Here is a 23,004-nt window from a genome sequence, read left to right as displayed (position 1 = left end):
TTGCGGGCTTTGCAGGTTTCGCCATAATGGCGCGACTTCGCCGGATACCCGGCGCCACTGGAGCGCGTGATTCACGCGGCCTGCCGTCAGCATGAAAACTACTTTTCTTGATTTTGAACAACCGATTGCCGAACTCGAAGGCAAGATCGAAGAACTGCGTTTCGTCCAGGATGATTCTGCGGTCGATATCTCGGTTGAAATTGATCACCTGCGCAAGAAGAGCCAGGAACTGACCAAGACTATCTACGCCAAGCTCACCCCATGGCAGATATCTCAGGTTGCTCGCCACCCGCAGCGGCCCTACACGCTCGATTATGTTCGCGAGCTGTTCACCGACTTTGAAGAGCTGCATGGTGATCGTGCCTATGCGGATGATGCCGCCATTGTGGGTGGCATGGCGCGCCTCAATGGCCAGCCCGTCATGGTCATTGGCCATCAGAAGGGCCGTGACACCAAGGAAAAGATCTATCGTAATTTCGGGATGCCCCGCCCTGAGGGGTATCGCAAGGCGCTCCGTCTGATGCGCTTGGCCGAAAAATTCGGTATGCCCATCTTTACGTTTGTGGATACACCGGGTGCGTATCCCGGTATCGGCGCCGAAGAGCGAGGGCAATCCGAGGCCATTGGCCGCAATCTGTTCGAGATGGCCAAACTCAAGGTGCCGGTCATCGTTACCGTGATTGGCGAGGGAGGCTCGGGTGGCGCGCTGGCGATCGCGGTTGGCGATGTCGTGCAGATGCTGCAGTACTCCACCTACTCGGTGATCTCGCCTGAGGGCTGTGCGTCCATCCTGTGGAAGAGTGCAGAAAAGGCACCCGAGGCCGCCGAGACGCTGGGCATCACGGCCAGCCGGCTCAAAACGTTGGGGCTGATCGACAAGGTGATCAATGAACCTGTCGGTGGTGCTCACCGTGACCCTGAATCGCTGATGGCTTCCATGCGCAAGGCACTGACCGAGGCGCTCAAGACATTGCAGGAGAGGCCGCCGGAGCAGTTGCTGCAAACCCGCTTTGATCGATTGATGAGCTATGGCCGCTTCAAGGAAGTGGCCGTCGACTGATCCTGCGCAGGGTCTCTATGATCGGCTCAAGGCGCGGGTCGAGGCACAGGGCCTGCGTGATACCCGTGTAGTCATTGGCTACTCGGGTGGTCTGGATTCGACGGTCCTGTTGCATCTGTTCAGCCGCTTGCGGGCGGAGATCCCTTTTGATCTGCGGGCTTTCCATGTCCATCACGGCCTGAGCCCTCATGCAGATGACTGGCTGCGTCATTGTGCATCGATCAGTGCGCAATGGCAGATACCGTTCATTCATCAGCATGTGACGCTTGATGCGGCTGCCGCAGAAAGCCTGGAGGCGCGCGCGCGCGCGCGCCGTTACGCAGCCTATGCGAGTCTGGATTGTCGCTGGCTGGTGCTTGGCCACCACATGGACGATCAGGCAGAAACCCTGCTGTATCGTTTGGCTCGCGGTGCGGGCGTGCACGGGGCGGCGGCCATTCCGCCGCGTCGCAACTTGGGGCCTGAGACTGCCGTCTGGCGGCCGCTGCTGCAGGAGTCGCGCCATACCCTGCTGAGCTATGCAAGTCACCATCAGTTGGTCTGGGTGGATGACGACAGCAACGCAAGCCTGACATTCGACCGCAACTGGATACGGCACGGCGTGCTGGCGCCGCTGAGCAAGCGCTTCCCTCATGCGGCGGCCTCCATGGCAAGGGCTGCAGGGCATTTTGCGGATGCGGCAGATTTGCTGGATGAGCTCGCCGCACTGGATGCTGGCGAGGCTGCGGGTGGCACACCGGCGCTACGGTTGCCGCTGGCGAGAATGGTGGCTTTATCGCTACCGCGTCGACATAATTTGTTGCGGTGGTTTCTGGCACGCCAAGGCGTGCGTCCGGATGCCGCGCAGATTGTCGCGTTAAGTCAGTTACTGCTGGCTGCGCCCGATGATGCCCAGCCTTGCCTGCGCTTGGCCGATCGATGTGTGCGGCGTTTTCGCGATCAGGTCTGGGTGTCGGGTTTGCCGGCGGCACCCGTGGCGACCTTGGTCGTGCCGGGTGTCGATGTCGAATTGCCGGCTTGGCGTGGCCGTTTGCATTGGCGGCGGGGCGAGATTGACCGGTCGGATGGTCGGGTGGACGCAACCGCAATCTGGATGGCAAAGCCGCGGCAGGGGGGCGAGCGCCTCCGGATGCGCCCGGGCGGTCCGTCTCGCCTGATCAAGCATCTTTACCAAGAGGCAGATGTCCCGCCTTGGCTGCGTGATGCCTGGCCCCTGATCTGGCGGGGAGAGCAACTTGTTGCAGCGGCAGGTTTCCCAACTTCCGACCCTGATGCGCTGTCGGGTTGGTTACCTATCTGGTTGCCCGATGACTGGCCGGACTGTCCCTTGGGTGGCGACCACTCCGAGGGGTAGTGATCGAACCGACAATACTGGCTTACTTGGGGGTCGGGGTTTGCAGGATGGGTGTTACCCCTAGCTCACGCAGGCGGCGCATGATCATCTCGGCCTCAGCCTTGTCCCGGAATGGCCCAACCTGAACGCGCGTTTCAATGCGCGCCGGTATGCCTGCAGCACCTAGGCGCGCGATCAGCTTCTCGGCATTCTCTCCGCTTTGAAAAACCCCGGCCTGTACCGTGTAGCCGCGGCTACCTACGGGTAGCACGCCTGCCGCCAGTGCGGCGATAGTCTGTTCGGGTGTGGGTGGCTTGGTTTGCACGGCGCGAGGTGGCGGCGCGAGTACCAGGGCGGGTTGTGCCGCTGGAGCCGGCGGCGCAGCCGATTTGCTGGCGGCGGCATGAGTTTGGGGCGTTGGGGTGCGGCTGGATACCGGCGGAGCGGCCGGCTCGGGCGTGGCGCGAGATGCCTCTGTGGCTTGGCGGGGCGGGGCGGGGCGCGGGGTTGCGGGTGCTGGCGTGGCGCCAGGTTGCTGTGGCGCAGTGATCACCGGTTTTTGCTCTGCAGGGCTGGATGCTGCGGGCGCCTGCGCCTGTGCTGGCGCGGTCGCCGGTCCGGGCCCGCTGGCGACGGGCTTGTTGACTGTGCTGCTGGCCTCGGGGTCGGGCTCTGCCACGGCCTCGATGGGCTTCTCGTTCGTGGTTGGCGGCGTTTCTGTCACGGGTGGATCTGCGGGCTCGGTGATCGTCGTGGCCGGTGCCGGTGGCGTGGTGGGCGCTGCTTCAGTTCTTGCGGGGCTTTCTGCCTGAAGAGGATTGATGCTTGGACCTTCGACGTCCAGTTTCGGGTCGCCTTCGAGCCGGTTAAGCAGGCTGATGGCGATAGCCACGCCGACGATCAGGCAGATTGCGATAACCAGCCGCTGGATGAGGCGCTGGCGGATTTCGTTCTGCTCGTCAGTCTCGGCAGCCGAAGGTGGGCTGGCCGGACGATTCGGACTCGGGCGGATGGCGCTCAATGCTTGATCGCCGCTGTGCGGCGCTCCTGTGAAGTTGGGACTGCGTGCAGCTGGTATGGCTTTTGCACGGGTGGCGACCAAAGCTGTTAGAATATTCGGTCATTTTTGTGCCGACAAGCCGCATTCGGGCTCAGCCCCGGCTTGTTGCCGAACTTTCGGTTTTGCTTTTCTGTCTAGTTGAAATTTGCGGAGTCCTCCATGGCTATCGAACGTACCCTTTCCATTATCAAGCCTGACGCAGTTGCCAAGAATGTTGTCGGCCAAATCTACAGCCGTTTTGAAGGTGCTGGTCTGAAGATTGTTGCTGCCAAGATGAAGCACCTGTCGCGCGCTGAGGCCGAAGGCTTCTACGCCGTTCACAAAGAGCGTCCTTTCTTCAAGGATCTGGTTGATTTCATGGTCTCCGGCCCGGTGGTTATCCAGGTTCTGCAAGGCGAAGGCGCTGTGCTGAAGAATCGTGACCTGATGGGCGCAACGGATCCCAAGAAGGCCGAGAAGGGCACGATCCGTGCTGACTTCGCCGACAGCATCGATGCCAACGCCGTCCACGGTTCGGACAGTGCCGAGAACGCCGCGATCGAGATCGCCTACTTCTTCCCGGCTTCCGAAGTTTACGCCCGCTAAGTCGAGTCCAAGGCATGTCCGTCAACCTGCTCGATTACGATGCTGAACGCTTCGCTGCCTTCCTTGCGGAACGCGGCGAGAAGCCATTTCGTGCCAAGCAGCTGATGCGCTGGATCCACCACTTCGGTGTGGCGGATTTCAGCGCAATGACGGACATTGCCAAGGCAACTCGCGAAAAACTTGCCGCCGAAGCTGTCATCGCCCCACCTGCCCTGATGATGGAGCAGGCCAGCGAAGACGGTACGCGCAAGTGGTTGCTGGATGTGGGTACCGGCAACGGTGTGGAGACGGTTTTCATCCCGGAGGATGATCGGGGCACCTTGTGTGTTTCGAGTCAGGTGGGATGCGCACTGGATTGCACGTTTTGCTCTACGGGCCGGCAGGGCTTCAATCGCAACCTGAGTACCGCCGAGATCATCGGCCAGCTCTGGTGGGCGAACCGCGCCTTGGGGCGTGATCCCAAGGGTGATCGCATCGTCTCCAATGTGGTCATGATGGGCATGGGTGAGCCCCTTGCCAATTTTGACAATGTGGTTGCTGCCATGCGGCTGATGCTGGACGACAACGCCTATGGCCTGTCGCGCCGCCGCGTCACGCTGTCGACCTCGGGCATGGTGCCGCAGATGGATAGGTTGCGCGAAGCCTGCCCGGTGGCGCTGGCTGTGAGCCTGCATGCACCGAATGATGCGTTGCGCGATGAAATCGTGCCCATCAACAAGAAGTACCCGCTCAAGGAGCTGATGGCGGCATGCCTGCGCTATTTGGAGAAAGCGCCGCGTGATTTCGTCACCTTCGAATATGTGATGCTGGATGGTGTCAACGATACCTTCGAGCATGCCAAACAGCTGGTCGCCTTGGTCAAGGATGTGCCCTGCAAATTCAATCTCATCCCGTTCAATCCTTTCCCCAATTCCGGGTACCATCGCTCGCGACCTGAGGCGATCCGGCGTTTCCGTGATCACCTGATCCAGGCGGGTTACATCGTGACCGTGCGCCGGACCCGTGGCGATGATATCGATGCCGCCTGCGGCCAGCTTGCCGGCCAGGTGCACGACAAGACCAAGCGCACCCTGCGTTTGGCGGCAGAAGGCAAGACCACCAAAACCATCCAGATAGTCAGGGAGTAGGACATGAAGCAGTGCCTTGTTGCTGTGCTGTTGTTCATCACTTCGCTGGGGGTCATGGCGTCGGACGAAGACGACCGACGCACGGAAGTGGCGCGTATCCGGACCGAACTCGCTGCCAATTACTATATGCGTGGCTTGCACGCCGTGGCGCTGGATGAGCTGAAGACAGCTTTGTCTGCAAAGTCCGATTATGCGCAGGCGCACAATGTGCAAGGGCTGGTCTACGCCGATCTGCGCGAGTTTGAATCGGCCGAGCGTAGCTTCAAGCGTGCACTCGATATCAACGAGAAAGACCCGGATATCAATCACAACTTTGGCTGGTTCCTGTGTAACAAGGTCAACCGCCCTGCTGACGCACTGCGCTATTTCGCAGCCGCACTGCGGAACCCCTTGTACAGCTCGCCATTGAAAAGCCAGCAACAGGCGGGTTTGTGCGCTACCAAGGCCGGCGATCTGAAGGCGGCCGAGAACTATCTGCGTCTTGCTGATCGCGCGCAGGCAGACAATCCCCAAACTTTGATGGGGCTGGCGGAGCTGGCCTACCTTCGGGGTGAGTACGACAATGCGCGCGTCTTGCTATCACGGCAGGCACGCATAGGCACACCGCAGGCAGATGCCTTGTGGCTCAACGTCAAGACCGAACGCAAGCTGGGTAATCTTGAGGCTGCCGAAGGCTTTGGCAAGGAATTGTCCCGCCGTTTTCCCAACAGTGAAGAGACTCGCCGGCTTACGGCGGGTCAATATGACTGAATCGATGCGCCAGACCTCACAACGACTGCAGACCTCCCGGCATGACGCCTGACATGAGCCAAGACACCGCAGATATTCCGATTCTGCCTGCCGATGATGAAGTGCCGGCACCCAGCACGCCCGGTGCGATTCTTGCCACCCAGCGGGAGCAGGCCGGTTTGACCGTGGCCGACGTGGCGCACAAGCTCAAGCTTTCCAAGCGCCAGATCGAGGCGTTGGAGGCTGATGACTTCACCGTGCTGCCGGGCAATACGTTTGTCCGCGGTTTTGTCCGCAATTATGCGCGGCTGCTGTCTCTGGACCCGCAGCCTCTGCTGCATTTCCTCGACAGCCATCTGCCCAAGGAAACGTCGCAAGCCGTTCTGCCAAGACTGCGCGATGAGGCTTTGCCGGTGCTGCGTCCGGCAGGGCAGGGCAATCGCCCCGGCTTTTTTGCCGCCATGTTCCTTGGGATCGGCGCGGCTCTGCTCCTTGGTGGTGGGGTGTTCTGGTTTCTTACCCAGTATGGTGGCTTCAATGCCGAGCTGATGATGGCGCAGCCTGAACCAGCCAACGCCATCGTTGAAACAGCTGCGCCCGTACCGGCGACGCCTGCCGAACCGGAACTGATTGTGCCGGCCGTTGAACCGACGTCGCCAACAGTCGATCAGGTTATTGCGGCGGAGACAACCGACGCTGTGCCTGATCCGACCGTGCTAACCGCAACGTCCGCCAAGCCCGATATCCCGGTTGCCACACCATCGGTAGGTAAGCCGGCAGTATCTGCCGTGTCGGGTGCGCCGGCCCCGATGCCAACGGCTACACCTGTGCCCAAGCCTTCTGTCGAACCGACCCCGGCTACTCCTTCTGCCGCGACGCCCACCGCCGTCTCCCCGCAGGGTGAGGTGCGGGTTGTTGCCAAGCAGGATAGCTGGGTGCAGATCGTTGACAGCACGGGTAAACGTCTCGTCAATGAACTGCTGCCTGCCGGTGCGACACGAGCCGTCAGTGGCGCGGCTCCGTACCAGGTGCGTATTGGCAATGGCCGCCATACCTCGCTCTACTACAAGGGCAAGCCGACTGATCTGACGCCCCACATCAAGGTTGATGTGGCCAATCTTGAATTGAACTGAGTTTCACCCATGAGCATGCTCCCTCGGCGCCTCGCGCGCAGTGTGCGTATCGGCCATGTCACCGTCGGTGGTGATGCGCCGGTTGTTGTGCAATCCATGACCAATACCGATACCGTGGATGCTGCCGGTACTGCACAACAAGTCTTCGAACTCTGGCAGGCCGGTTCCGAGCTGGTTCGTATCACGGTCAATTCGCCCGAAGCCGCCGCTGCGGTGGGCGAAATCCGCCGTCGCCTTGATGACATGGGCTGCAATGTGCCCTTGGTCGGCGATTTCCACTTCAATGGCCACAAGCTGCTGCAGGCTTATCCTGATTGTGCCCGTGCGCTTGCCAAGTACCGGATCAATCCGGGCAATGTGGGCAAGGGCACCAAGCGTGACGAGCAGTTCGCCGCAATGATCCAGGCGGCGATCGATTACGACAAACCGGTGCGCATCGGCGTCAACTGGGGCAGTCTCGATCAGGCCAAGATGGCGCGGATGATGGACGAGAACCATCTGCGCGATGTGCCGCTGAGCGCCGATGCGCTGATGCGCGAGGCGCTGATCCAGTCCGCGCTCGAAAGCGCGCAGCAGGCGGAAGAGCTGGGCTTGCCCGGTGATCGCATCATCATCTCCTGCAAGGTCAGCAATGTGCAGGATCTGATCCGCGTTTATCGCGATCTGGGTAGTCGCTGCGCGTACCCGCTCCATTTGGGTCTGACGGAAGCCGGCATGGGCTCAAAAGGCATTGTCGCCTCGACCGCCGCGCTTGGCGTACTGCTGCAGGAAGGTATCGGCGACACCATTCGTGTATCCCTGACACCCGAGCCGGGCGAGCCCCGCACCAAGGAAGTCGTGGTGGCGCAGGAAATTCTCCAGACCATGGGTATTCGCTCGTTCACGCCACTCGTGACGGCGTGCCCTGGCTGTGGCCGAACCACGTCGACCTATTTTCAGGAACTCGCGCAGAAGATCCAGCGCTACCTGCGCGAGCAGATGCCGGTTTGGCGCAGCCAGTATCCGGGTGTCGAAGATCTCAACGTGGCCGTGATGGGTTGCGTGGTTAATGGTCCTGGCGAATCCAAGCTTGCCAACATTGGCATCAGCTTGCCCGGTACCGGCGAGGTGCCGGTGGCGCCCGTATTCGTCGACGGTGAAAAAACCGTGACGCTCAAGGGCGACAATATCGCTGAAGCGTTCCAGGATATCGTCGAGACCTATGTACAGACCCACTATGCAGAAGGCGGTCGCCTGCGTCGCGCCGGCAACCCCAGCAAGATCATTCCGGTGAAGGCCTTGTAATCCAGATGGCGGACAAGTTTCAGAGCATCAAGGGTTTTTACGACATCCTGCCCGGTCAAACGGCGTTGTGGCAGCGTCTTGAAGACACGGCCCGCAAAGTGTTGAGCCAGTATGGCTATCGCAATATCCGTCTGCCCATCGTCGAGCCGACGGGGCTGTTCGTGCGCGGTGTCGGTGAGCACACCGATATCGTTGAAAAGGAAATGTACGCCTGGGAAGACAAGCTCAATGGCGACAAGCTGACCCTTAGGCCAGAGGGCACCGCGGGCTGCGTCCGGGCAGTGATCGAACACAGCCTGACCTACAACGGGCCGCAGCGGCTTTGGTACATGGGGCCGATGTTCCGTCATGAGAATGTGCAAAAGGGCCGTCAGCGCCAGTTCCATCAAGTTGGCGCCGAAGCATTTGGCTATGACGGCCCGGACGTTGATGCCGAACAGATGATCATGCTGGCTCGCCTGTGGCGCGAACTGGGCATTGCCGATGTTGAACTGCAGATCAATACGATAGGTGATGCCGACGAGCGTGCCGCCTATCGGCAGCAGCTGATCAGCTACTTCGAGCAGCACACAGACCTGCTGGACGAAGATGCCAAGCGTCGCCTCCACACCAATCCGCTGCGCCTGCTCGATAGCAAGAATCCCCGCATGCAGGCCGTGATCGAGGCGGCACCCAAGCTGTTCGACACGCTGGGTGATGAGAGCCGGCAGCATTACGACAAGCTGTGCGCGCTTCTTGATGATGCGGGTGTTGCGTATCGACTCAACACTCGCCTGGTGCGAGGTCTCGACTACTACAACCGTACCGTGTTCGAGTGGGTCACGACCCGGCTGGGTGCTCAGGGTACGATTGCCGGCGGTGGCCGCTACGATACCCTGGTAGAAACCTTGGGGGGCAAACCCACGCCAGCGTGCGGCTTTGGCATGGGCATGGAGCGCGTGTTCCTGTTGATGCAAGAGTATGAAGTCACGGCCAGCGACGCCCCCCAGATTTATTTCGTCAACGCTGGCGATGGAACGGAACGCCTAGCCGCCAAGCTGGCCGAAACCCTGCGCGATAACGGTTTGACCGTGAATGTGCATGCCGGTGGTGGCAGCTTCAAATCACAGATGAAGAAGGCCGACGGTTCAGGCGCTCGCTACGCCTTGATTCTGGGCGAGAACGAACTGGCCGCAGGCCATGTTGTCGTCAAGGATCTGCGCGAAGGCGGTGAGCAGCGCGTCGTAACTTACAGCGATCTGCCCGACTTTCTGGGACGCTGATCCATGGCTGCCAAGCTCAAGCTTTCGCGCAAGCTGTTTGTACTCGATATCTTCGGCGCCGTGCTGGCCGGTCTGGGTATGCTGAGCCTGATGGGTGAGGGGGCGCAGGTGCATCCTGTTCTGGCTGATCCCGTCATCGGCGGTGTCTTTGTGGTGATCGGCGTGGGACTGATGGCTTGGTTCATGCTGGATGTATTGAAACGCATTCGTGCTGCTCGTATGGCACGGGGCAATGATTGAATCTCTAACGGAAACATACGCAGATGGCTGCTTTTGATTTGCAGGAACAGGAACAGATCGCCGAACTGAAGGCTTGGTGGGCGAAGTGGGGCAAGTTGCTGGTTACCGCATTGGTGGCAGCACTACTTGGGTACTTCGGCAATATGGGCTGGAAGCATTGGCAAAAGTCGACTGGCGAATCGGCCGCGCTGGCCTTGAATGAGGTCGAAAAAGCCTTTGAAAGCAAGGATCTGGCCAAAACACGTGCGGCCGCCGATGCGATGGTCAGCACCGTTCCTGATCATGCACTCACCTCGCGCGCCATGCTGCTGGTTGCGAAACTGGCCTTCGATAGCGAAAAGCTTGATGACGCAAAGTCTGCGCTTGAGTGGGTAGTAAGCCATGGCAAGGAAAGCGCGATCGTCGATATCGCTCGATTGCGTCTGGCTGCCGTATTGATGGACCAGAAGCAATACGATGCCGCGCTCAAGACGCTGGATCAACCCAAGAGCGACAGCTTTGCACCACAATTTGCCGAATCGCGTGGCGATGCCCTGGCGCTCAAAGGCGATGCCGCTGCTGCCAAGCAAGCCTACCAGGCAGCACTGACTGCATTGGAGGCGGATTCGCCAGCCAAGAACGTGGTTGAAACCAAGTTGTCGGCACTGGGGGTCTGATGAAGCCTTTCGCCAAGCACACGCTCGCACTGGGTTTGATGTCGATACTGGCAGCCTGTGCCGGCACCGATAACACGCCCGAACCCAAACCCTTGGCCGAACTCAAGAACGGCATCGATATCCAGTCAAGCTGGCGTGTCAATGTTGCAGGCAGCAGCCTGTACCGTTTTGCACCCGATGTGACGGGCGAGGCCGTGTATGTGGGCAGTCCTGATGGCATCACGGGCTTTGCCAGTGCCGACGGCCGCAAGCTGACTGAAGTGCGCAGTGACAAGCCACTTGCCGGTGGCGTTGGTGCGAGTGCGGGCCTGATTGTCGCGGGTACGATCAAGGGCGAAGTGTTCGCCTGGGAGACGGATGGCAGCTTGCGCTGGGGTTCCCGCGTGTCGAGCGAGGTCGTCTCGCCTCCGGTGGTATCCGAGGGAACCGTGGTTGTCCGCTCGGTAGACGGCAAGGTTTGGGGCATGGATGCCAAAGATGGCAAGGTACGCTGGCAGTTCCAGCGTAGCCAGCCATCCCTGATCCTGCGCAACTACGCGCCGGTAGCGGTTGTGGACGGTGCTGTGTACGTTGGTCTGGCCTCGGGCAGACTGGCTTCGTTGTCGCTCAATGATGGCCGTGTGCTGTGGGAATCCCAAGTTGCCCAGCCCAAGGGTGCTAGCGAACTGGAGCGCATCAGCGATGTGACCTCCGCGCCAGTGGCGGATCGGGCTGCCGTGTGTGCGGTGGCTTTCCAGGGGCGTGTCGCTTGTTTTGCACCCAACAACGGGACCCTGCTTTGGGCTCGGGACGTCTCCAGCTACGCTGGGCTGACCATGGATGCGGATCGCGTCTATGTCGCCGATGAGGCCGGTAATGTTCAGGCCTTCGATCGCACGGGCGGCCGCAATGTGTGGCGGCAGGAGGCCCTGCAGGGCCGACGCCTGAGCGCGCCGGCCGTATTTGATGGTCGGGTGGTTGTCGGTGATTTCGAAGGCTATGTTCATTTCATGTCGCCCGCTGATGGAAACATCATCGCGCGCATGGCTACGGACAAGAGTCGTGTGCTGGTGGCGCCCAAGGTGATCGCCGGCAAGCTGATGGTACAGACCGAGAGCGGCAATCTGCACGCGCTGACGGTAAACTGAGTAAACAATGAAACCCACTATTGCCCTGGTCGGACGTCCCAACGTCGGCAAATCCACGTTGTTCAACCGCCTGACCAAGACCCGCGATGCGCTGGTTGCGGATCAGCCGGGGCTGACACGCGACCGTCACTATGGCCACGGCAAGGTGGGCAGCAAGCCTTATCTTTGTGTGGATACTGGCGGCTTCGAGCCAGTGGCGGACGATGGCATCCTGCACGAGATGGCGCGGCAGACGCTGCAAGCCATCGACGAAGCCGACGCCGTGATCTTTCTCGTCGATGCGCGTGCGGGCCTGACACCACAGGACAAGCTGATTGCCAATCGCTTGCGACAGCTGGATTGCCCGGTACGGGTGGCGGTGAACAAGGCGGAGGGCTTGGCGCCAGCCGTGGTTGCCGCCGAGTTCTATGAACTGGCTCTGGGCGTGCCCTACACGATCTCGGCCAGTCATGGCGAAGGCGTTCGCACGGTAATCGAGGACGTGCTTTCTGGCTTTGCCGTTGAGCCCGAGGACGAGAACCAGGATCACCCGAAGTTCGCCATTATTGGCCGGCCCAATGTAGGTAAATCCACGCTGGTGAATGCGATTCTGGGTGAGGAGCGTGTGATCGCGTTCGATCAGCCTGGCACGACACGTGACGCTATCCATATCGATTTCGAGCGTAATAACCGCAACTACACGATTATCGACACGGCTGGTGTGCGCAAACGCGCCAAGGTCAACGAAGCCATCGAGAAGTTTTCGGTCGTGAAGACCATGCAGGCCATCGAAGACGCCAATGTCGTCGTGCTGGTCCTTGATGCGCGCCAGGACATTGCCGATCAGGATGCGCACATTGCCGGCTTTGCGCTTGAGGCCGGCCGCGCCATGGTGATTGCCGTGAACAAGTGGGAAGGCCTCGACGAATACAGCCGTGACATGATCAAGCGCGATATTCACCGCAAGCTGGGTTTCCTCTCGTTTGCGCGCCTGCACTTCATTTCGGCCTTGCAGGGGCAAGGTGTGGGTGAGTTGTTTGCCAGTATTGATGCTGCTTACAAGGCCGCTATGGTGAAGCTGCCTACGCCACGGCTGACCCGCGCCATGCAACTGGCCACCGAGAAGCAGCAGCCACCCCGTGCGGGTCTGGTGCGACCCAAGATCAAGTACGCACATCAAGGGGGCATGAATCCTCCCGTGGTCGTGGTGCACGGTACGGCACTCGAACATATTCCGGCCAGTTATTGGCGCTACCTGGAACATTCCCTGCTCAAGATGTTCAAATTGCAGGGAACCCCGCTCCAAGTACAGTACAAAAAGGGTGATAACCCTTACGATGCCAAGCCTGAACCCAAGCGTTTGCCGCGCATTGCCATGCGCGACAAGCCCGCAAAGACGAAGAAGTCCTGAGCCTGTTCAGAACAATTCCTTTTTGTGCTGTGCACTAAAAGCTGCTAAAAGTGGTGACTGGACTCGGAGAGTTATACCGGGGCGGGATTTGCGGCGGAAAACGCCGGACTTTTAATTTCAAGAATACGACTGTGGAGAATTACCAATGAGCGCAAAAGGGCAAATGCTACAAGACCCGTTTCTCAACATACTGCGCAAGGAACACGTTCCCGTGTCGATTTATCTGGTCAATGGCATCAAGCTGCAAGGCCAGATCGAATCGTTTGACCAGTATGTTGTGCTGCTGCGCAATACCGTGACCCAGATGGTCTACAAGCACGCCATTTCCACGGTGGTGCCTGCTCGTCCGGTCAGCATTCCCTATGACAAGCCTGAAGGCGCTCCCGCTGCCGAAGCCTGATTCAGGCCAGGTTCCAGATCGGGGCGCATTGGCGCCCCGTTTTGCTGTTGGGCACCGCTTGCAGCGGCAAGCCCGGAGGTAATACCGCGTGTTTGAACGCCATCAGGGCGGCGATAAAGCCGTTCTTGTCTGTCTCGATTTTGGTGAGCCGGACTATCTCGAAAATATCGAAGAATTCAAATTGCTCGCTGAGGGTAATGGCTACCAGTGCGTGGCTGTTATCCAGGGCAAGCGTCAGCGGCCCGATCCCAAGCTGTTTGCCGGTAGTGGCAAGGTGGAAGAAATCGCCGCAGCCGTACTCGCAGGTGAGGCTCAGACCGTACTTTTCAATCACGCTTTGTCGGGGGCGCAGGAGCGCAACCTGGAGCGCGCGCTGAGCTGTCGGGTGTCTGATCGCGTCAGGCTCATACTGGACATCTTCGGTCGCCGTGCCCGTTCCAATGAGGGCAAGCTCCAGGTCGAGCTGGCTCAGCTGCAATATATGTCGACCCGCCTTGTTCGCGGCTGGACTCACCTTGAGCGCCAGCGCGGCGGTATCGGTGCGCGTGGCGGTCCCGGTGAAACCCAGCTGGAGATGGACAAGCGCATGATCACTGAGCGGGTCAAGCGGCTGAAAGACAAGCTGGGTGACCTGCAGCGCCAGCGTGATACCCAGCGCAAGGCCCGCGAGCGGGGCAAGCAATTCTCGGTATCGCTGGTCGGTTACACCAACGCCGGCAAGTCCACCCTGTTCAACGCGTTGACGCATGCCAATGCCTATGCGGCCGACCAGCTGTTCGCCACGCTGGACACCACGAGTCGCAAACTGTTTCTGGATGTCGACCATTCGATCGTCCTGTCCGATACGGTCGGTTTCATTCGCGACCTGCCCCATGGTCTGGTGGCTGCGTTTCGGGCGACGCTGGAAGAAACCATTCGTGCTGATCTGCTGCTGCACGTGGTCGATAATGCCAGCGATACACGGGAGGCACAGATTGCCGCGGTCAATGATGTGCTGACCGAGATTGACGCCAGTGATATCCCGCAGATACTGGTTCTGAACAAGATCGACCTCAAGGATGGCGAGCCAGGAGTCGAGCGGGATGAGTATGGTAGGATTCGCGCCGTCCGCATCAGTGCAAAAAATGGCCTCGGGCTGGATATTTTGCGTCAGGCACTGGTCGAAGCTGTCGATCAGAAACGCCAGCCACTTGAATCTGCGCGTTCCAGCGCAACCTATGACCCGTTAAACACGGATTGATCATACCTATGTCCCAAGACCCCAATTGGGGCCGCCGCGGTAATGACGGCCCGCCAGATCTGGATGAAATCCTTCGCCAGTTCGGCAACAAGCTCAAACAATTCTTCGGCGGCAAACCCAGCCGTCCTCCACAGGAGCCGCAACCCCTGTCTGCGCCTGACGGGAAGGCGGTATTGGGTGGCTTTGGCATTGCTGTTGCCGTGCTGGCCGTGATCTGGGTGGGTAGTGGTTTTTACGTGGTGGATGCCCGCGAGGCGGGCGTGATTACCCGTTTTGGCCGATACCTCGAAACCACCGAACCGGGTCTGCACTGGCGCATGCCTTGGCCACTGGAGCGTGTCGAGATCATCAAGATGTCGGAAGTGCGCTCGGTGGAAGTCGGCTTCCAGGGCAGCACCAAGAACCGCTTGCCGATTGAATCGCTGATGCTGACCCAGGATCAGAACATCATCGACATGCAGCTGGAGGTCCAGTACGACGTCAAGAACGCCAAGGACTTCCTGTTCAACAATGCGTCCACCGATGCCGACGCCAAGGATATCGTCAAGCAGGCCACCGAAACTTCGATCCGAGAGATTGTGGGTCGTAACAAAGTGGATTTCGTGCTCAATGAGGGCCGTGGTCAGGTTGCAGCCGATGCAACCCGGCTGATCCAGACCCTGCTCGACAACTATGGCTCCGGCGTGCGCATCAGCCGCGTCAACATCAACGATGTGCAGCCGCCCGAAGAGGTGCAGGCTGCCTTTGCCGATGCGGTCAAGGCTGGCCAGGACAAGGTCAAGTCGACCAACGAAGGCCAATCCTACGCGAACGACGTGATTCCCAAGGCACGTGGTACCGCCGCGAGATTGCTGCTGGAAGCCGAGGGCTACAAGCAGCGCGTGATTGCGGAAGCAGAAGGTAACGCCTCGCGCTTCAAACAGATCTCGGCAGAATACGCAAAAGCCCCCCAAGTCACCCGTGATCGCATGTATCTGGACACCATGCAGCAGATCTTCAGCAATACCAGCAAGGTGCTGGTGGATCAGAAATCCGGCAGCGGCAATCTGCTCTACCTGCCGCTGGACAAGCTCATGCAGCAAGTGACGCCAGGTGCCCAAGCGTCACCGCCAACTGGTGATGCGCCGGCCAGTGTGATGGAGTTGCCTGCCGCTCGCGCTGCGCGTGGTGATGTCTTCAATCGCGGCGAACGGGAGGGTCGTTAACATGAACCGCATCATTCCTTCGCTGATCTTGCTGCTAGTCGGCCTGCTGATTTTCAGCATGAGCGTGTTTTCGGTTGACCAGCGTCAGGCCGCGATGATTTTCCAGCTTGGTGAAGTCATCCGCGTGATCGACAAGCCGGGCCTGAACTTCAAGATTCCCCTGCTGCAATCGGTACGTTATTTCGACCGCCGCATCCTGACCATGGATGCCGAAACACCCGAGCGTTTCAACACGATCGAGAAAAAGAACGTACTGGTCGACAGCTACGTGAAGTGGCAGGTCATCGACGTGCAGCAGTATTACAAGAGCGTGGGTGGCGATAGCCGTACTGCCGCCGCACGTCTGCGCAAGACGGTCAACGACGTGCTGCGTGGCGAGTTCGGCAAGCGCACGGTGCAGGATGTGATCTCGGGCAAGCGTGACGAAGTCATGGCTGACGTGGCGCAGGTAGCCGACGCCGATGCACGCAAGATCGGTGTGCGTATCATCGATGTGCGCCTCAAGCGCGTGGATTTCCCCGATGAAATCAGCACGGCTGTGTTCGAGCGCATGATCTCCGAGCGCAAGACGGTGGCCAGCCAGTTGCGGTCCGAAGGTTCGGCCGATGCTGAAAAGATCAAGGCCGATGCTGACCGTCAGCGCGAAATCATCATCGCCGATGCCTATAACAAGGCGCAGCAGCTGATGGGTGAGGGTGACGGTAAAGCCGCCAGCATCTACGCGGCCAGCTATGGCCAGAACCCCGAGTTCTACGCTTTCTACAAGAGCCTCGAAGCCTATCGGAAGACCTTCAAGTCCAAGTCCGATGTGATGGTGATCGAACCGAACTCGGCCTTCTTCAAGTACATGAAAGACCCAAGGGCGAAGTGAGCAGCTTGTGGGATAATGTTGCCCTTGCCGTGGCCCTCGTGCTGATAGCCGAGGGCCTCTTGCCGTTCTTGTCTCCCCGTCGCTGGCGGCAGTTTGCCGCCCAACTGAGTGCGATGCGGGATGGCCAGATCCGCTTTGTCGGCCTGCTGCTTGTGGTGGCAGGTCTTACGCTGTTGGCGATCGTCTGAATGCATAACTGGATACTTCCCGAGAACATCGCCGATGTTCTTCCGCCCGAGGCGCGTCGGCTCGAAACCCTGCGCCGTGCCTCGCTCGATCTGCTGGGTCGCTACGGCTATGAGCTGGTGCAGCCACCGCTGATCGAATACGTGGATTCCCTGCTGGTGCGCGAAGATGCCGCGCTGGATCTCAAGACCTTCAAGCTGACCGACCAGATGAGCGGCCGTCAGCTTGGCCTGCGTGCCGATATCACGCCGCAGGTGGCACGTATCGATGCGCATCTGCTCAATCGCCAGGGCGTGACCCGCCTGTGCTATGCCGGCGCAGTCGTGCATACGCAGCCTGACGGTATCATGGCCGCGCGCGAACCGCTGCAGCTGGGTGGCGAGATTTACGGCTATGCCGGCGTGACGGCCGATGTGGAAGTGGTGGAATTGATGGGGGAGTGCCTGCGTCTTGCAGGTGTTGGCCATGTGCACCTGGATGTGGGGCATATCGGTTTGTTTTTGGCGCTGGCGGATGAGGCGGGTCTGGTTGGTGAGCAGCGGGAAGCGATTTTCCATGCAATCCAGCAAAAGGATGTGCCCACGGTCAGCAGCCTGACGGCCAGCTTGCCGGAGTCGCTGCGGGCCGGTCTTGTGGCGCTGCCGGGCTTGTATGGTGACAAGAGCGTACTGGATGCGGCAGAACGCGTTCTGCCCGCGCTGCCGCGCATCGTGGCGGCCCTGCGCGCCTTGCGGGAGCTGTCTGCCGCACTGGCCGCCCGTGGCATTGAGCCGAATTACGATCTGGCCGAACTGCGTTCCGGCTATTACCACACCGGTCTGGTGTTCGCGGCCTACGCCGAAGGCTGGCCCAATGCCGTGGCCCGTGGTGGCCGTTATGATCATGTGGGTGAACACTTCGGCCGCTCGCGCCCGGCAACGGGCTTCAGTCTTGATCTGAAGGAGCTGGCCTGGCGCCTGCCGGAAACACCGGCACGTCGCGCGATTCTTGCGCCCGATCTGGCGGATCCAGCACTGACCGATACTATCCGTGCCTTGCGTGCGGCCGGCGAAACCGTGGTGGTGCGTCTGGGAGACATCGTGGATCTTGAGGAACTGCATGCCGATCGTCAGCTACTCGCCTGCGACGGGCAGTGGCAGGTCGTACCTGTTGCCGTCTGACCAAAAGGCGGCGTGAGCGCTGCCATGGGGACGAGCAGGGTCTATTCTGGGTTTTATCTCGTCATGCAAGTGGCGACCAAGCAATCTGAAATGAAGGAAGTTCCATGAGCCGTAATGTGGTGGTGATTGGCACCCAGTGGGGTGACGAAGGCAAGGGCAAGATCGTTGACTGGCTGATGGACCATGCCGAAGGCGTGGTGCGTTTCCAGGGGGGCCACAATGCGGGCCATACCCTGGTGATCGGCGGCAAGAAGACCGTCTTGCGCCTGATCCCGTCGGGCATCATGCATCCGGGCAAGGCCTGCTTCATCGGCAATGGCGTGGTGATCTCGCCCGAGGCGTTGCTCAAGGAAATCGACGAGCTAAAGTCCGCCGGTGTGGATGTGGAAAGCCGTCTGACCATTTCCGAGGCCTGCCCGCTGATCCTGCCGTATCACGTTGCGCTGGATCAGGCTCGCGAGGCGGCCAAGGGTGACAAGAAGATCGGCACCACGGGTCGCGGTATCGGCCCGGCTTATGAGGACAAAGTGGCGCGCCGCGCCATCCGTATCCAGGACCTGTTCTTCCCGGATCGTCTGGCGGCCAAGCTCGGTGAAAACCTGGCTTACTACAACTTCCTGCTCAAGGAATACTTCAAGACCGAGCCGGTTGATTTCCAGAAGACGCTGGAAGATACGCTCAAGTACGCCGAGCGCATCAAACCCATGGTGGGCGATGTGTCGCGCACCCTGCACGACATGAACAAGGACGGCAAGCCGCTCTTGTTCGAGGGTGCACAGGGCACGCTACTTGATATCGACCACGGCACTTACCCCTATGTGACCTCCAGCAACTGCTCGGCCGGTGCCGCTGCACCGGGTGCCGGTGTGGCACCGCAGATGCTCCAGTACGTGCTGGGCATCGTGAAGGCCTATACCACGCGCGTGGGCTCTGGCCCGTTCCCGACCGAGCTGTTCGACGATGTCGGTGCCGGTCTGGCCAAGCGTGGCAATGAATTCGGTTCGGTCACCGGCCGTCCGCGTCGCTGCGGCTGGTTCGATGCGGCTGCGCTCAAGCGTTCGATCCAGATCAATGGCGTGACAGGGCTGTGCGTCACCAAGATGGACGTGATGGATGGTATCGATGTGATCAAGCTGTGTACCGGCTACCGCATCGATGGCAAAGAAGTGGATATCCTGCCGGTGGGCGCCGATGAGCTGTCGGGCTGCTCGCCGATCTATGAGGAACTGCCGGGCTGGTCGGAGTCCACCTTTGGCGTCAAACGCTATGAGGATCTGCCGCTGAACGCGCGCAACTACCTCAAGCGCATTACCGAGGTGACTGGCGCACCCATCGACATCATCTCTACCGGACCGGATCGCGAAGAAACTATCGTGATGCGTCACCCCTTCGATCATTGAGTCAACCCTGAAAACGCCCGGACTACCGGGCGTTTTGCATGCAAGTAACTGAAATGACTGTACTTTCCGTAAACGTCAACAAGATTGCCGTGCTGCGTAATTCCCGCGGTGGGCTATTGCCCAGCCCGCTGGCCGCGGCCAAGGTGTGTCTGGCCGCCGGGGCAGGGGGCATCACCGTGCACCCGCGCCCGGATCGTCGCCACATCACGCCGGAAGATGTGTATGAGATCGCAGCCTGGCTCAAAGGCCAGCAAGCGGAGTTCAATATCGAGGGCAACCCGTTTGCGCCGCCGCGAGAGGGCTATCCGGGCCTGCTGGCCCTGTGTGAGGCTACACGGCCAGCCCAAGCCACACTGGTGCCTGATAGCGACGGCCAGATCACCTCGGACCATGGCTTCAACCTGCGTCAGGATGGCGAGCGCCTGCGACCCTTGCTGCGCGAACTCAAGGCCATGGGGTGCCGGGTGAGTCTGTTCATGGATGCCGATTCGCCCGATATCGAGCTGGCTGCCGAGCTCGGCGCGGACCGGATCGAGCTGTACACCGGCCCGTATGCCGAAGCCTGGGATGCGGGTGACGCGTCCGCAAGCCTCACGCTGTGCGCACAGGCTGCCCTGCGGGCTCGTGAAGCGGGCATGCAGGTCAACGCAGGGCACGACCTCAGTCAGGCCAATCTGGGCGCGTTTCTGCGTGCTGTGGCTGGTGTAGAGGAAGTTTCCATCGGCCATGCCTTGATCGGCGAAGCGGTCTACGATGGATTGGCAGCAACGGTTGCGGCGTATGTCCGCGTGATAGATGGTGTCCGCCAGCCTTGATTGAGGCCGAACAAAACAAAAGACCGGCGCAAGCCGGTCCTGAAAGCAACAAGGCCGACGCTTTCGCATCGGCCTTGTCTTGGTATTGGTGCCCAGGAGAAGACTCGAACTTCCACGGTATTGCTACCGCTAGGACCTGAACCTAGTGCGTCTACCAATTCCGCCACCTGGGCTCTACAACTTGCTGCGTGTTGCAGCAGCGCGTCGAAGAGATGCGCATTATAGAGAGCAAAAGCGCTGTGTCAACCACGAACAAACAAAAAAATCGCATTCCCAAAGCTGCGCTGCAACTGCGTAAGGCAGATCCCTTTTACGAACAGGAACTTGCGCGCTATCCGCAACCCATGCCGAGTCGCGGCTATCTGCTGCAGATCCTGACTGAACGGGGGGCGCCGATGCTGCCTGAAGAGCTGGTGGCGCTCTTTGCCGTGCAGCCGGAGGAGTCGGAATTCTTCAACCGCCGTCTGGCCGCGATGGCGCGCGAGGGCGAGATCGTCATCAACCGTAAAGGTGCCATCTGCATTCCCGACAAGCTCGATCTGATCCGTGGCCGGGTGCATGGCCATGCGGACGGCTATGGCTTTCTGGTGCCTGAGGATGGCAGTGCCGACCTGTTCTTGGGGCCGCGCGAGATGCACAAGGTGCTGCACAAGGATCGCGTGCTCGTGCGCGAGGTGGGTGTAGACCGGCGCGGTCGCCGTGAAGGCAAGATTGTCGAAGTGCTGGAGCACATGACCAGCCGGCTGGTGGGGCGCTTACAGGTTGAGCGCGGTGTGCGTTTCGTGCGCGCGGAGGACAAGCGCATCACCCAGGAAATCCTGGTCAGTCCGGAGGGCAGCCTGGATGCTGAAGCGGGCCAGGTCGTGATGCTGGAGCTGGTGACCCAGCCGAGCAAGTATGGCCAGCCTATCGGTCGCATCATCGAGGTACTCGGCAACTATGCCGACCCCGGCATGGAGATCGAGATTGCCCTGCGCAAGCACGATCTGCCTCATGTGTTCTCGGACGAAGCTGAGGCGCAGGCCGCAGCCACCTCACCCAAGGTACGCAAGAAGGACTGGAAGACGCCCGAAGGCTTGGAGCGGGTCGATTTGCGCGACCTGCCGCTGGTGACCATTGATGGCGAAACAGCACGTGATTTCGACGACGCCGTGTTTGCTGAACCCGATGGCAAGGGCTGGCGTCTGGTTGTGGCGATTGCCGATGTCAGCCACTACGTGCGCCCGGGCGATGCGCTGGACCAGACTGCTTTCGAGCGTGGTAATTCGGTTTACTTCCCGCGCCGCGTTATCCCCATGCTGCCCGAGGCGCTCTCCAACGGTATCTGCTCGCTGAACCCCGATGTGGAACGCTGCTGCATGGTGTGCGACATCCGTCTGGGTGCCAAGGGCAAGGTTAAGAAATACAAGTTCTACCCGGCCGTGATGCGTTCGCATGCGCGGTTCACCTACAACGAGGTGTGGGACATCCTCCAGCAGCCCAAAGGGCAGGCTGCCAAGGCGCGCAAGAAGCTCGTGCCTGGCCTGCAACACCTGTATACCCTGTTCCAGTTGCTGGCCGGTCAGCGCAAGCAACGCGGTGCCATCGATTTTGAAACCACCGAAACCCGGATGGTGTTTGACGATGCCGGCAAGATTGCCCGTATCGAACCGGTAACGCGTAACGATGCACACCGGCTGATCGAGGAATGCATGCTGGCTGCCAATGTGTGTGCGGCGGATTATCTGGGCGAGCATCAGCACACCTCGCTGTACCGGATTCATGAGGGGCCGACCGAGCGCAAGCTGGAAAACCTGCGCCGCTTCCTCAATCTGCATGGCCTCTCGCTCGGGGGTGGCGATGAACCCACCACCAAGGACTACGCCGAGTTGATGGACACCATCAAGCAGCGCCCCGATGTGGAGCTGCTTCAGACCATGATGCTGCGTTCGATGCAGCAGGCCGTTTATAGCCCCGAGCGCAGCGGCCACTTCGGGTTGGCTTATGACGCCTATACCCACTTCACTTCACCGATCCGCCGTTACCCGGATTTGCTGGTGCACCGCTGCATCAAGGCGGTACTCAAGGGCAAGACCTACAAGCCGGGCAAGTGGGAGGAAATCGGTGCGCAATGCTCGATGACCGAACGCCGTGCCGACGAGGCCACGCGCGATGTCGAGAACTGGCTCAAGTGTTACTACATGCGCGACCGTATCGGCGAGGTGTTCGAGGGCGTGGTATCGGCCGTGACCAACTTCGGTCTGTTCGTCACCCTCAAGGCACTGCATGTGGAAGGGTTGGTGCATATCTCCGAACTGGGTGCGGACTATTTCCAGTATGACGACGCCAGCCACAGCCTGCGGGGCGAACGCACCGGCAAAACCTATGGACTGACTGACAAGCTGACCATCCAGGTGGCGCGTGTGGATCTGGAGACCAGCAAGATTGACTTTGTGCTGGCTAATCGCGACACCAGCGATGGAGTCGGCAAACCGGAAAATCGGCGAGCTGATCAGGGTGGTGGCAGGCGTCGCGATCGCAAGGCCGCTGCAAGTGCTGCGACGACCTCTCCAGTCGAGACGACGGCTACGCCGTTGGCGGATCAGGCCGAGCCCCCCGCGCCGAGTGCGACACCCAAGCGTGCGCGCCGGCCGCGCAAGCCTGCCAAACCGCCGATGGCGGCTGACCGTGCGGCCAATCCGCAGCCGCCTGCCAGCACGCCGGCACCACCCCGTCAGCCTCGGCGTAAGCCCAAGGCTTGA

At 60.2% G+C, this 23,004-nt stretch carries 22 protein-coding genes and 1 tRNA gene; 21 read left to right on the top strand and 2 right to left on the bottom strand.

Going from position 1 to position 23,004, the window contains the following annotated elements; genetic code table 11:
* Positions 1–91: 91 nt before the first annotated feature.
* Positions 92–1,060, top strand: coding sequence for an acetyl-CoA carboxylase carboxyltransferase subunit alpha (locus tag O9X62_RS13340; protein ID WP_269533398.1), 969 nt, complete (start codon positions 92–94; stop codon positions 1,058–1,060).
* Positions 1,029–2,414: a tRNA lysidine(34) synthetase TilS gene (tilS, locus tag O9X62_RS13335; protein ID WP_269533397.1), complete on the top strand. Its 1,386-nt coding sequence runs from the start codon at positions 1,029–1,031 to the stop codon at positions 2,412–2,414. Before O9X62_RS13340 ends, tilS begins: the two co-directional genes overlap by 32 nt.
* A 22-nt stretch (positions 2,415–2,436) precedes the next feature.
* Here the strand turns inward: tilS and O9X62_RS13330 are convergent, their stop codons facing one another.
* Positions 2,437–3,414, bottom strand: coding sequence for an SPOR domain-containing protein (locus O9X62_RS13330; RefSeq protein ID WP_269533396.1), 978 nt, complete (start codon positions 3,412–3,414; stop codon positions 2,437–2,439).
* A 198-nt stretch (positions 3,415–3,612) separates the two neighbouring features.
* Between O9X62_RS13330 and ndk the strand changes: the two genes are divergently transcribed.
* From ndk to O9X62_RS13240, 18 genes are all read left to right on the top strand, one after another.
* Entirely contained in the window at positions 3,613–4,038 is a 426-nt protein-coding gene (gene ndk / locus O9X62_RS13325) for a nucleoside-diphosphate kinase (RefSeq protein WP_269533395.1), read from the top strand.
* A 14-nt stretch (positions 4,039–4,052) separates the two neighbouring features.
* The gene (rlmN, locus tag O9X62_RS13320; protein ID WP_269533394.1) at positions 4,053–5,165 is read left to right on the top strand and encodes a 23S rRNA (adenine(2503)-C(2))-methyltransferase RlmN; all 1,113 of its coding nucleotides are present in this window, start codon (positions 4,053–4,055) and stop codon (positions 5,163–5,165) included.
* A 3-nt stretch (positions 5,166–5,168) separates the two neighbouring features.
* Positions 5,169–5,915, top strand: coding sequence for a type IV pilus biogenesis/stability protein PilW (gene pilW, locus O9X62_RS13315; RefSeq protein ID WP_269533393.1), 747 nt, complete (start codon positions 5,169–5,171; stop codon positions 5,913–5,915).
* A gap of 53 nt (positions 5,916–5,968) precedes the next feature.
* The gene (locus O9X62_RS13310) at positions 5,969–7,027 is read left to right on the top strand and encodes a RodZ family helix-turn-helix domain-containing protein (RefSeq protein WP_269533392.1); all 1,059 of its coding nucleotides are present in this window, start codon (positions 5,969–5,971) and stop codon (positions 7,025–7,027) included.
* 9 nt (positions 7,028–7,036) lie between these two features.
* Complete coding sequence (gene ispG / locus O9X62_RS13305) at positions 7,037–8,311, top strand: flavodoxin-dependent (E)-4-hydroxy-3-methylbut-2-enyl-diphosphate synthase (RefSeq protein WP_269533391.1); 1,275 nt, start codon at positions 7,037–7,039, stop codon at positions 8,309–8,311.
* A gap of 5 nt (positions 8,312–8,316) precedes the next feature.
* Positions 8,317–9,573: a histidine--tRNA ligase gene (gene hisS / locus O9X62_RS13300; RefSeq protein WP_269533390.1), complete on the top strand. Its 1,257-nt coding sequence runs from the start codon at positions 8,317–8,319 to the stop codon at positions 9,571–9,573.
* A gap of 3 nt (positions 9,574–9,576) precedes the next feature.
* Entirely contained in the window at positions 9,577–9,813 is a 237-nt protein-coding gene (locus O9X62_RS13295) for a hypothetical protein (protein ID WP_269533389.1), read from the top strand.
* A 23-nt stretch (positions 9,814–9,836) separates the two neighbouring features.
* Positions 9,837–10,469: a tetratricopeptide repeat protein gene (locus O9X62_RS13290; RefSeq protein WP_269533388.1), complete on the top strand. Its 633-nt coding sequence runs from the start codon at positions 9,837–9,839 to the stop codon at positions 10,467–10,469.
* Positions 10,469–11,596 carry an outer membrane protein assembly factor BamB gene (gene bamB / locus O9X62_RS13285; protein ID WP_269533386.1) on the top strand — a complete coding sequence of 376 codons (1,128 nt, stop codon included), beginning with the start codon at positions 10,469–10,471 and terminating at the stop codon, positions 11,594–11,596. Before O9X62_RS13290 ends, bamB begins: the two co-directional genes overlap by 1 nt.
* Before the next feature lie 7 nt (positions 11,597–11,603).
* A complete protein-coding gene (der, locus tag O9X62_RS13280; protein WP_308446476.1) occupies positions 11,604–12,986 on the top strand; it encodes a ribosome biogenesis GTPase Der in 1,383 nt (460 codons plus the stop codon).
* A 145-nt stretch (positions 12,987–13,131) separates the two neighbouring features.
* Positions 13,132–13,386 carry an RNA chaperone Hfq gene (hfq, locus tag O9X62_RS13275; protein WP_269533385.1) on the top strand — a complete coding sequence of 85 codons (255 nt, stop codon included), beginning with the start codon at positions 13,132–13,134 and terminating at the stop codon, positions 13,384–13,386.
* 88 nt (positions 13,387–13,474) lie between these two features.
* Complete coding sequence (hflX, locus tag O9X62_RS13270; protein WP_269533384.1) at positions 13,475–14,626, top strand: GTPase HflX; 1,152 nt, start codon at positions 13,475–13,477, stop codon at positions 14,624–14,626.
* 8 nt (positions 14,627–14,634) lie between these two features.
* Complete coding sequence (gene hflK, locus O9X62_RS13265) at positions 14,635–15,831, top strand: FtsH protease activity modulator HflK (RefSeq protein ID WP_269533383.1); 1,197 nt, start codon at positions 14,635–14,637, stop codon at positions 15,829–15,831.
* A 1-nt stretch (position 15,832) separates the two neighbouring features.
* Positions 15,833–16,702 (top strand): protease modulator HflC, encoded by an 870-nt coding sequence (gene hflC, locus O9X62_RS13260; protein WP_269533382.1) that lies wholly within the window; start codon positions 15,833–15,835, stop codon positions 16,700–16,702.
* A 5-nt stretch (positions 16,703–16,707) separates the two neighbouring features.
* Positions 16,708–16,890 (top strand): DUF2065 domain-containing protein, encoded by a 183-nt coding sequence (locus tag O9X62_RS13255; RefSeq protein WP_269533380.1) that lies wholly within the window; start codon positions 16,708–16,710, stop codon positions 16,888–16,890.
* A complete protein-coding gene (locus tag O9X62_RS13250; protein ID WP_269533379.1) occupies positions 16,891–18,048 on the top strand; it encodes an ATP phosphoribosyltransferase regulatory subunit in 1,158 nt (385 codons plus the stop codon).
* A 104-nt stretch (positions 18,049–18,152) separates the two neighbouring features.
* Entirely contained in the window at positions 18,153–19,448 is a 1,296-nt protein-coding gene (locus O9X62_RS13245; protein ID WP_269533378.1) for an adenylosuccinate synthase, read from the top strand.
* Between the two features lie 53 nt (positions 19,449–19,501).
* A complete protein-coding gene (locus tag O9X62_RS13240) occupies positions 19,502–20,263 on the top strand; it encodes a pyridoxine 5'-phosphate synthase (RefSeq protein WP_308446475.1) in 762 nt (253 codons plus the stop codon).
* Positions 20,264–20,349: 86 nt separating this feature from the next.
* On the opposite strand, the gene O9X62_RS13235 is transcribed toward O9X62_RS13240, so the two are convergent.
* Positions 20,350–20,436, bottom strand: a tRNA-Leu gene (locus tag O9X62_RS13235).
* A gap of 66 nt (positions 20,437–20,502) precedes the next feature.
* On the opposite strand from O9X62_RS13235, the gene rnr reads away from it, so the two are divergent.
* Positions 20,503–23,004 carry a ribonuclease R gene (gene rnr, locus O9X62_RS13230; RefSeq protein ID WP_308446474.1) on the top strand — a complete coding sequence of 834 codons (2,502 nt, stop codon included), beginning with the start codon at positions 20,503–20,505 and terminating at the stop codon, positions 23,002–23,004.

The organism is Chitinimonas sp. BJYL2, from assembly GCF_027257935.1.
In the GTDB taxonomy this organism is placed as follows: domain Bacteria; phylum Pseudomonadota; class Gammaproteobacteria; order Burkholderiales; family Chitinimonadaceae; genus Chitinimonas.
This window is presented reverse-complemented; position numbering and strand designations above follow the sequence as displayed.

What these genes read in the sequence shown, in the direction of transcription:
- O9X62_RS13340 (WP_269533398.1), top strand. Translation starts at nt 92, where the DNA reads ATGAAAACTACTTTTCTTGATTTTGAACAACCGATTGCCGAACTCGAA.
- tilS (WP_269533397.1), top strand. Translation starts at nt 1,029, where the DNA reads ATGGCCGCTTCAAGGAAGTGGCCGTCGACTGATCCTGCGCAGGGTCTC.
- ndk (WP_269533395.1), top strand. Translation starts at nt 3,613, where the DNA reads ATGGCTATCGAACGTACCCTTTCCATTATCAAGCCTGACGCAGTTGCC.
- rlmN (WP_269533394.1), top strand. Translation starts at nt 4,053, where the DNA reads ATGTCCGTCAACCTGCTCGATTACGATGCTGAACGCTTCGCTGCCTTC.
- pilW (WP_269533393.1), top strand. Translation starts at nt 5,169, where the DNA reads ATGAAGCAGTGCCTTGTTGCTGTGCTGTTGTTCATCACTTCGCTGGGG.
- O9X62_RS13310 (WP_269533392.1), top strand. Translation starts at nt 5,969, where the DNA reads ATGAGCCAAGACACCGCAGATATTCCGATTCTGCCTGCCGATGATGAA.
- ispG (WP_269533391.1), top strand. Translation starts at nt 7,037, where the DNA reads ATGAGCATGCTCCCTCGGCGCCTCGCGCGCAGTGTGCGTATCGGCCAT.
- hisS (WP_269533390.1), top strand. Translation starts at nt 8,317, where the DNA reads ATGGCGGACAAGTTTCAGAGCATCAAGGGTTTTTACGACATCCTGCCC.
- O9X62_RS13295 (WP_269533389.1), top strand. Translation starts at nt 9,577, where the DNA reads ATGGCTGCCAAGCTCAAGCTTTCGCGCAAGCTGTTTGTACTCGATATC.
- O9X62_RS13290 (WP_269533388.1), top strand. Translation starts at nt 9,837, where the DNA reads ATGGCTGCTTTTGATTTGCAGGAACAGGAACAGATCGCCGAACTGAAG.
- bamB (WP_269533386.1), top strand. Translation starts at nt 10,469, where the DNA reads ATGAAGCCTTTCGCCAAGCACACGCTCGCACTGGGTTTGATGTCGATA.
- der (WP_308446476.1), top strand. Translation starts at nt 11,604, where the DNA reads ATGAAACCCACTATTGCCCTGGTCGGACGTCCCAACGTCGGCAAATCC.
- hfq (WP_269533385.1), top strand. Translation starts at nt 13,132, where the DNA reads ATGAGCGCAAAAGGGCAAATGCTACAAGACCCGTTTCTCAACATACTG.
- hflK (WP_269533383.1), top strand. Translation starts at nt 14,635, where the DNA reads ATGTCCCAAGACCCCAATTGGGGCCGCCGCGGTAATGACGGCCCGCCA.
- hflC (WP_269533382.1), top strand. Translation starts at nt 15,833, where the DNA reads ATGAACCGCATCATTCCTTCGCTGATCTTGCTGCTAGTCGGCCTGCTG.
- O9X62_RS13250 (WP_269533379.1), top strand. Translation starts at nt 16,891, where the DNA reads ATGCATAACTGGATACTTCCCGAGAACATCGCCGATGTTCTTCCGCCC.
- O9X62_RS13245 (WP_269533378.1), top strand. Translation starts at nt 18,153, where the DNA reads ATGAGCCGTAATGTGGTGGTGATTGGCACCCAGTGGGGTGACGAAGGC.
- O9X62_RS13240 (WP_308446475.1), top strand. Translation starts at nt 19,502, where the DNA reads ATGACTGTACTTTCCGTAAACGTCAACAAGATTGCCGTGCTGCGTAAT.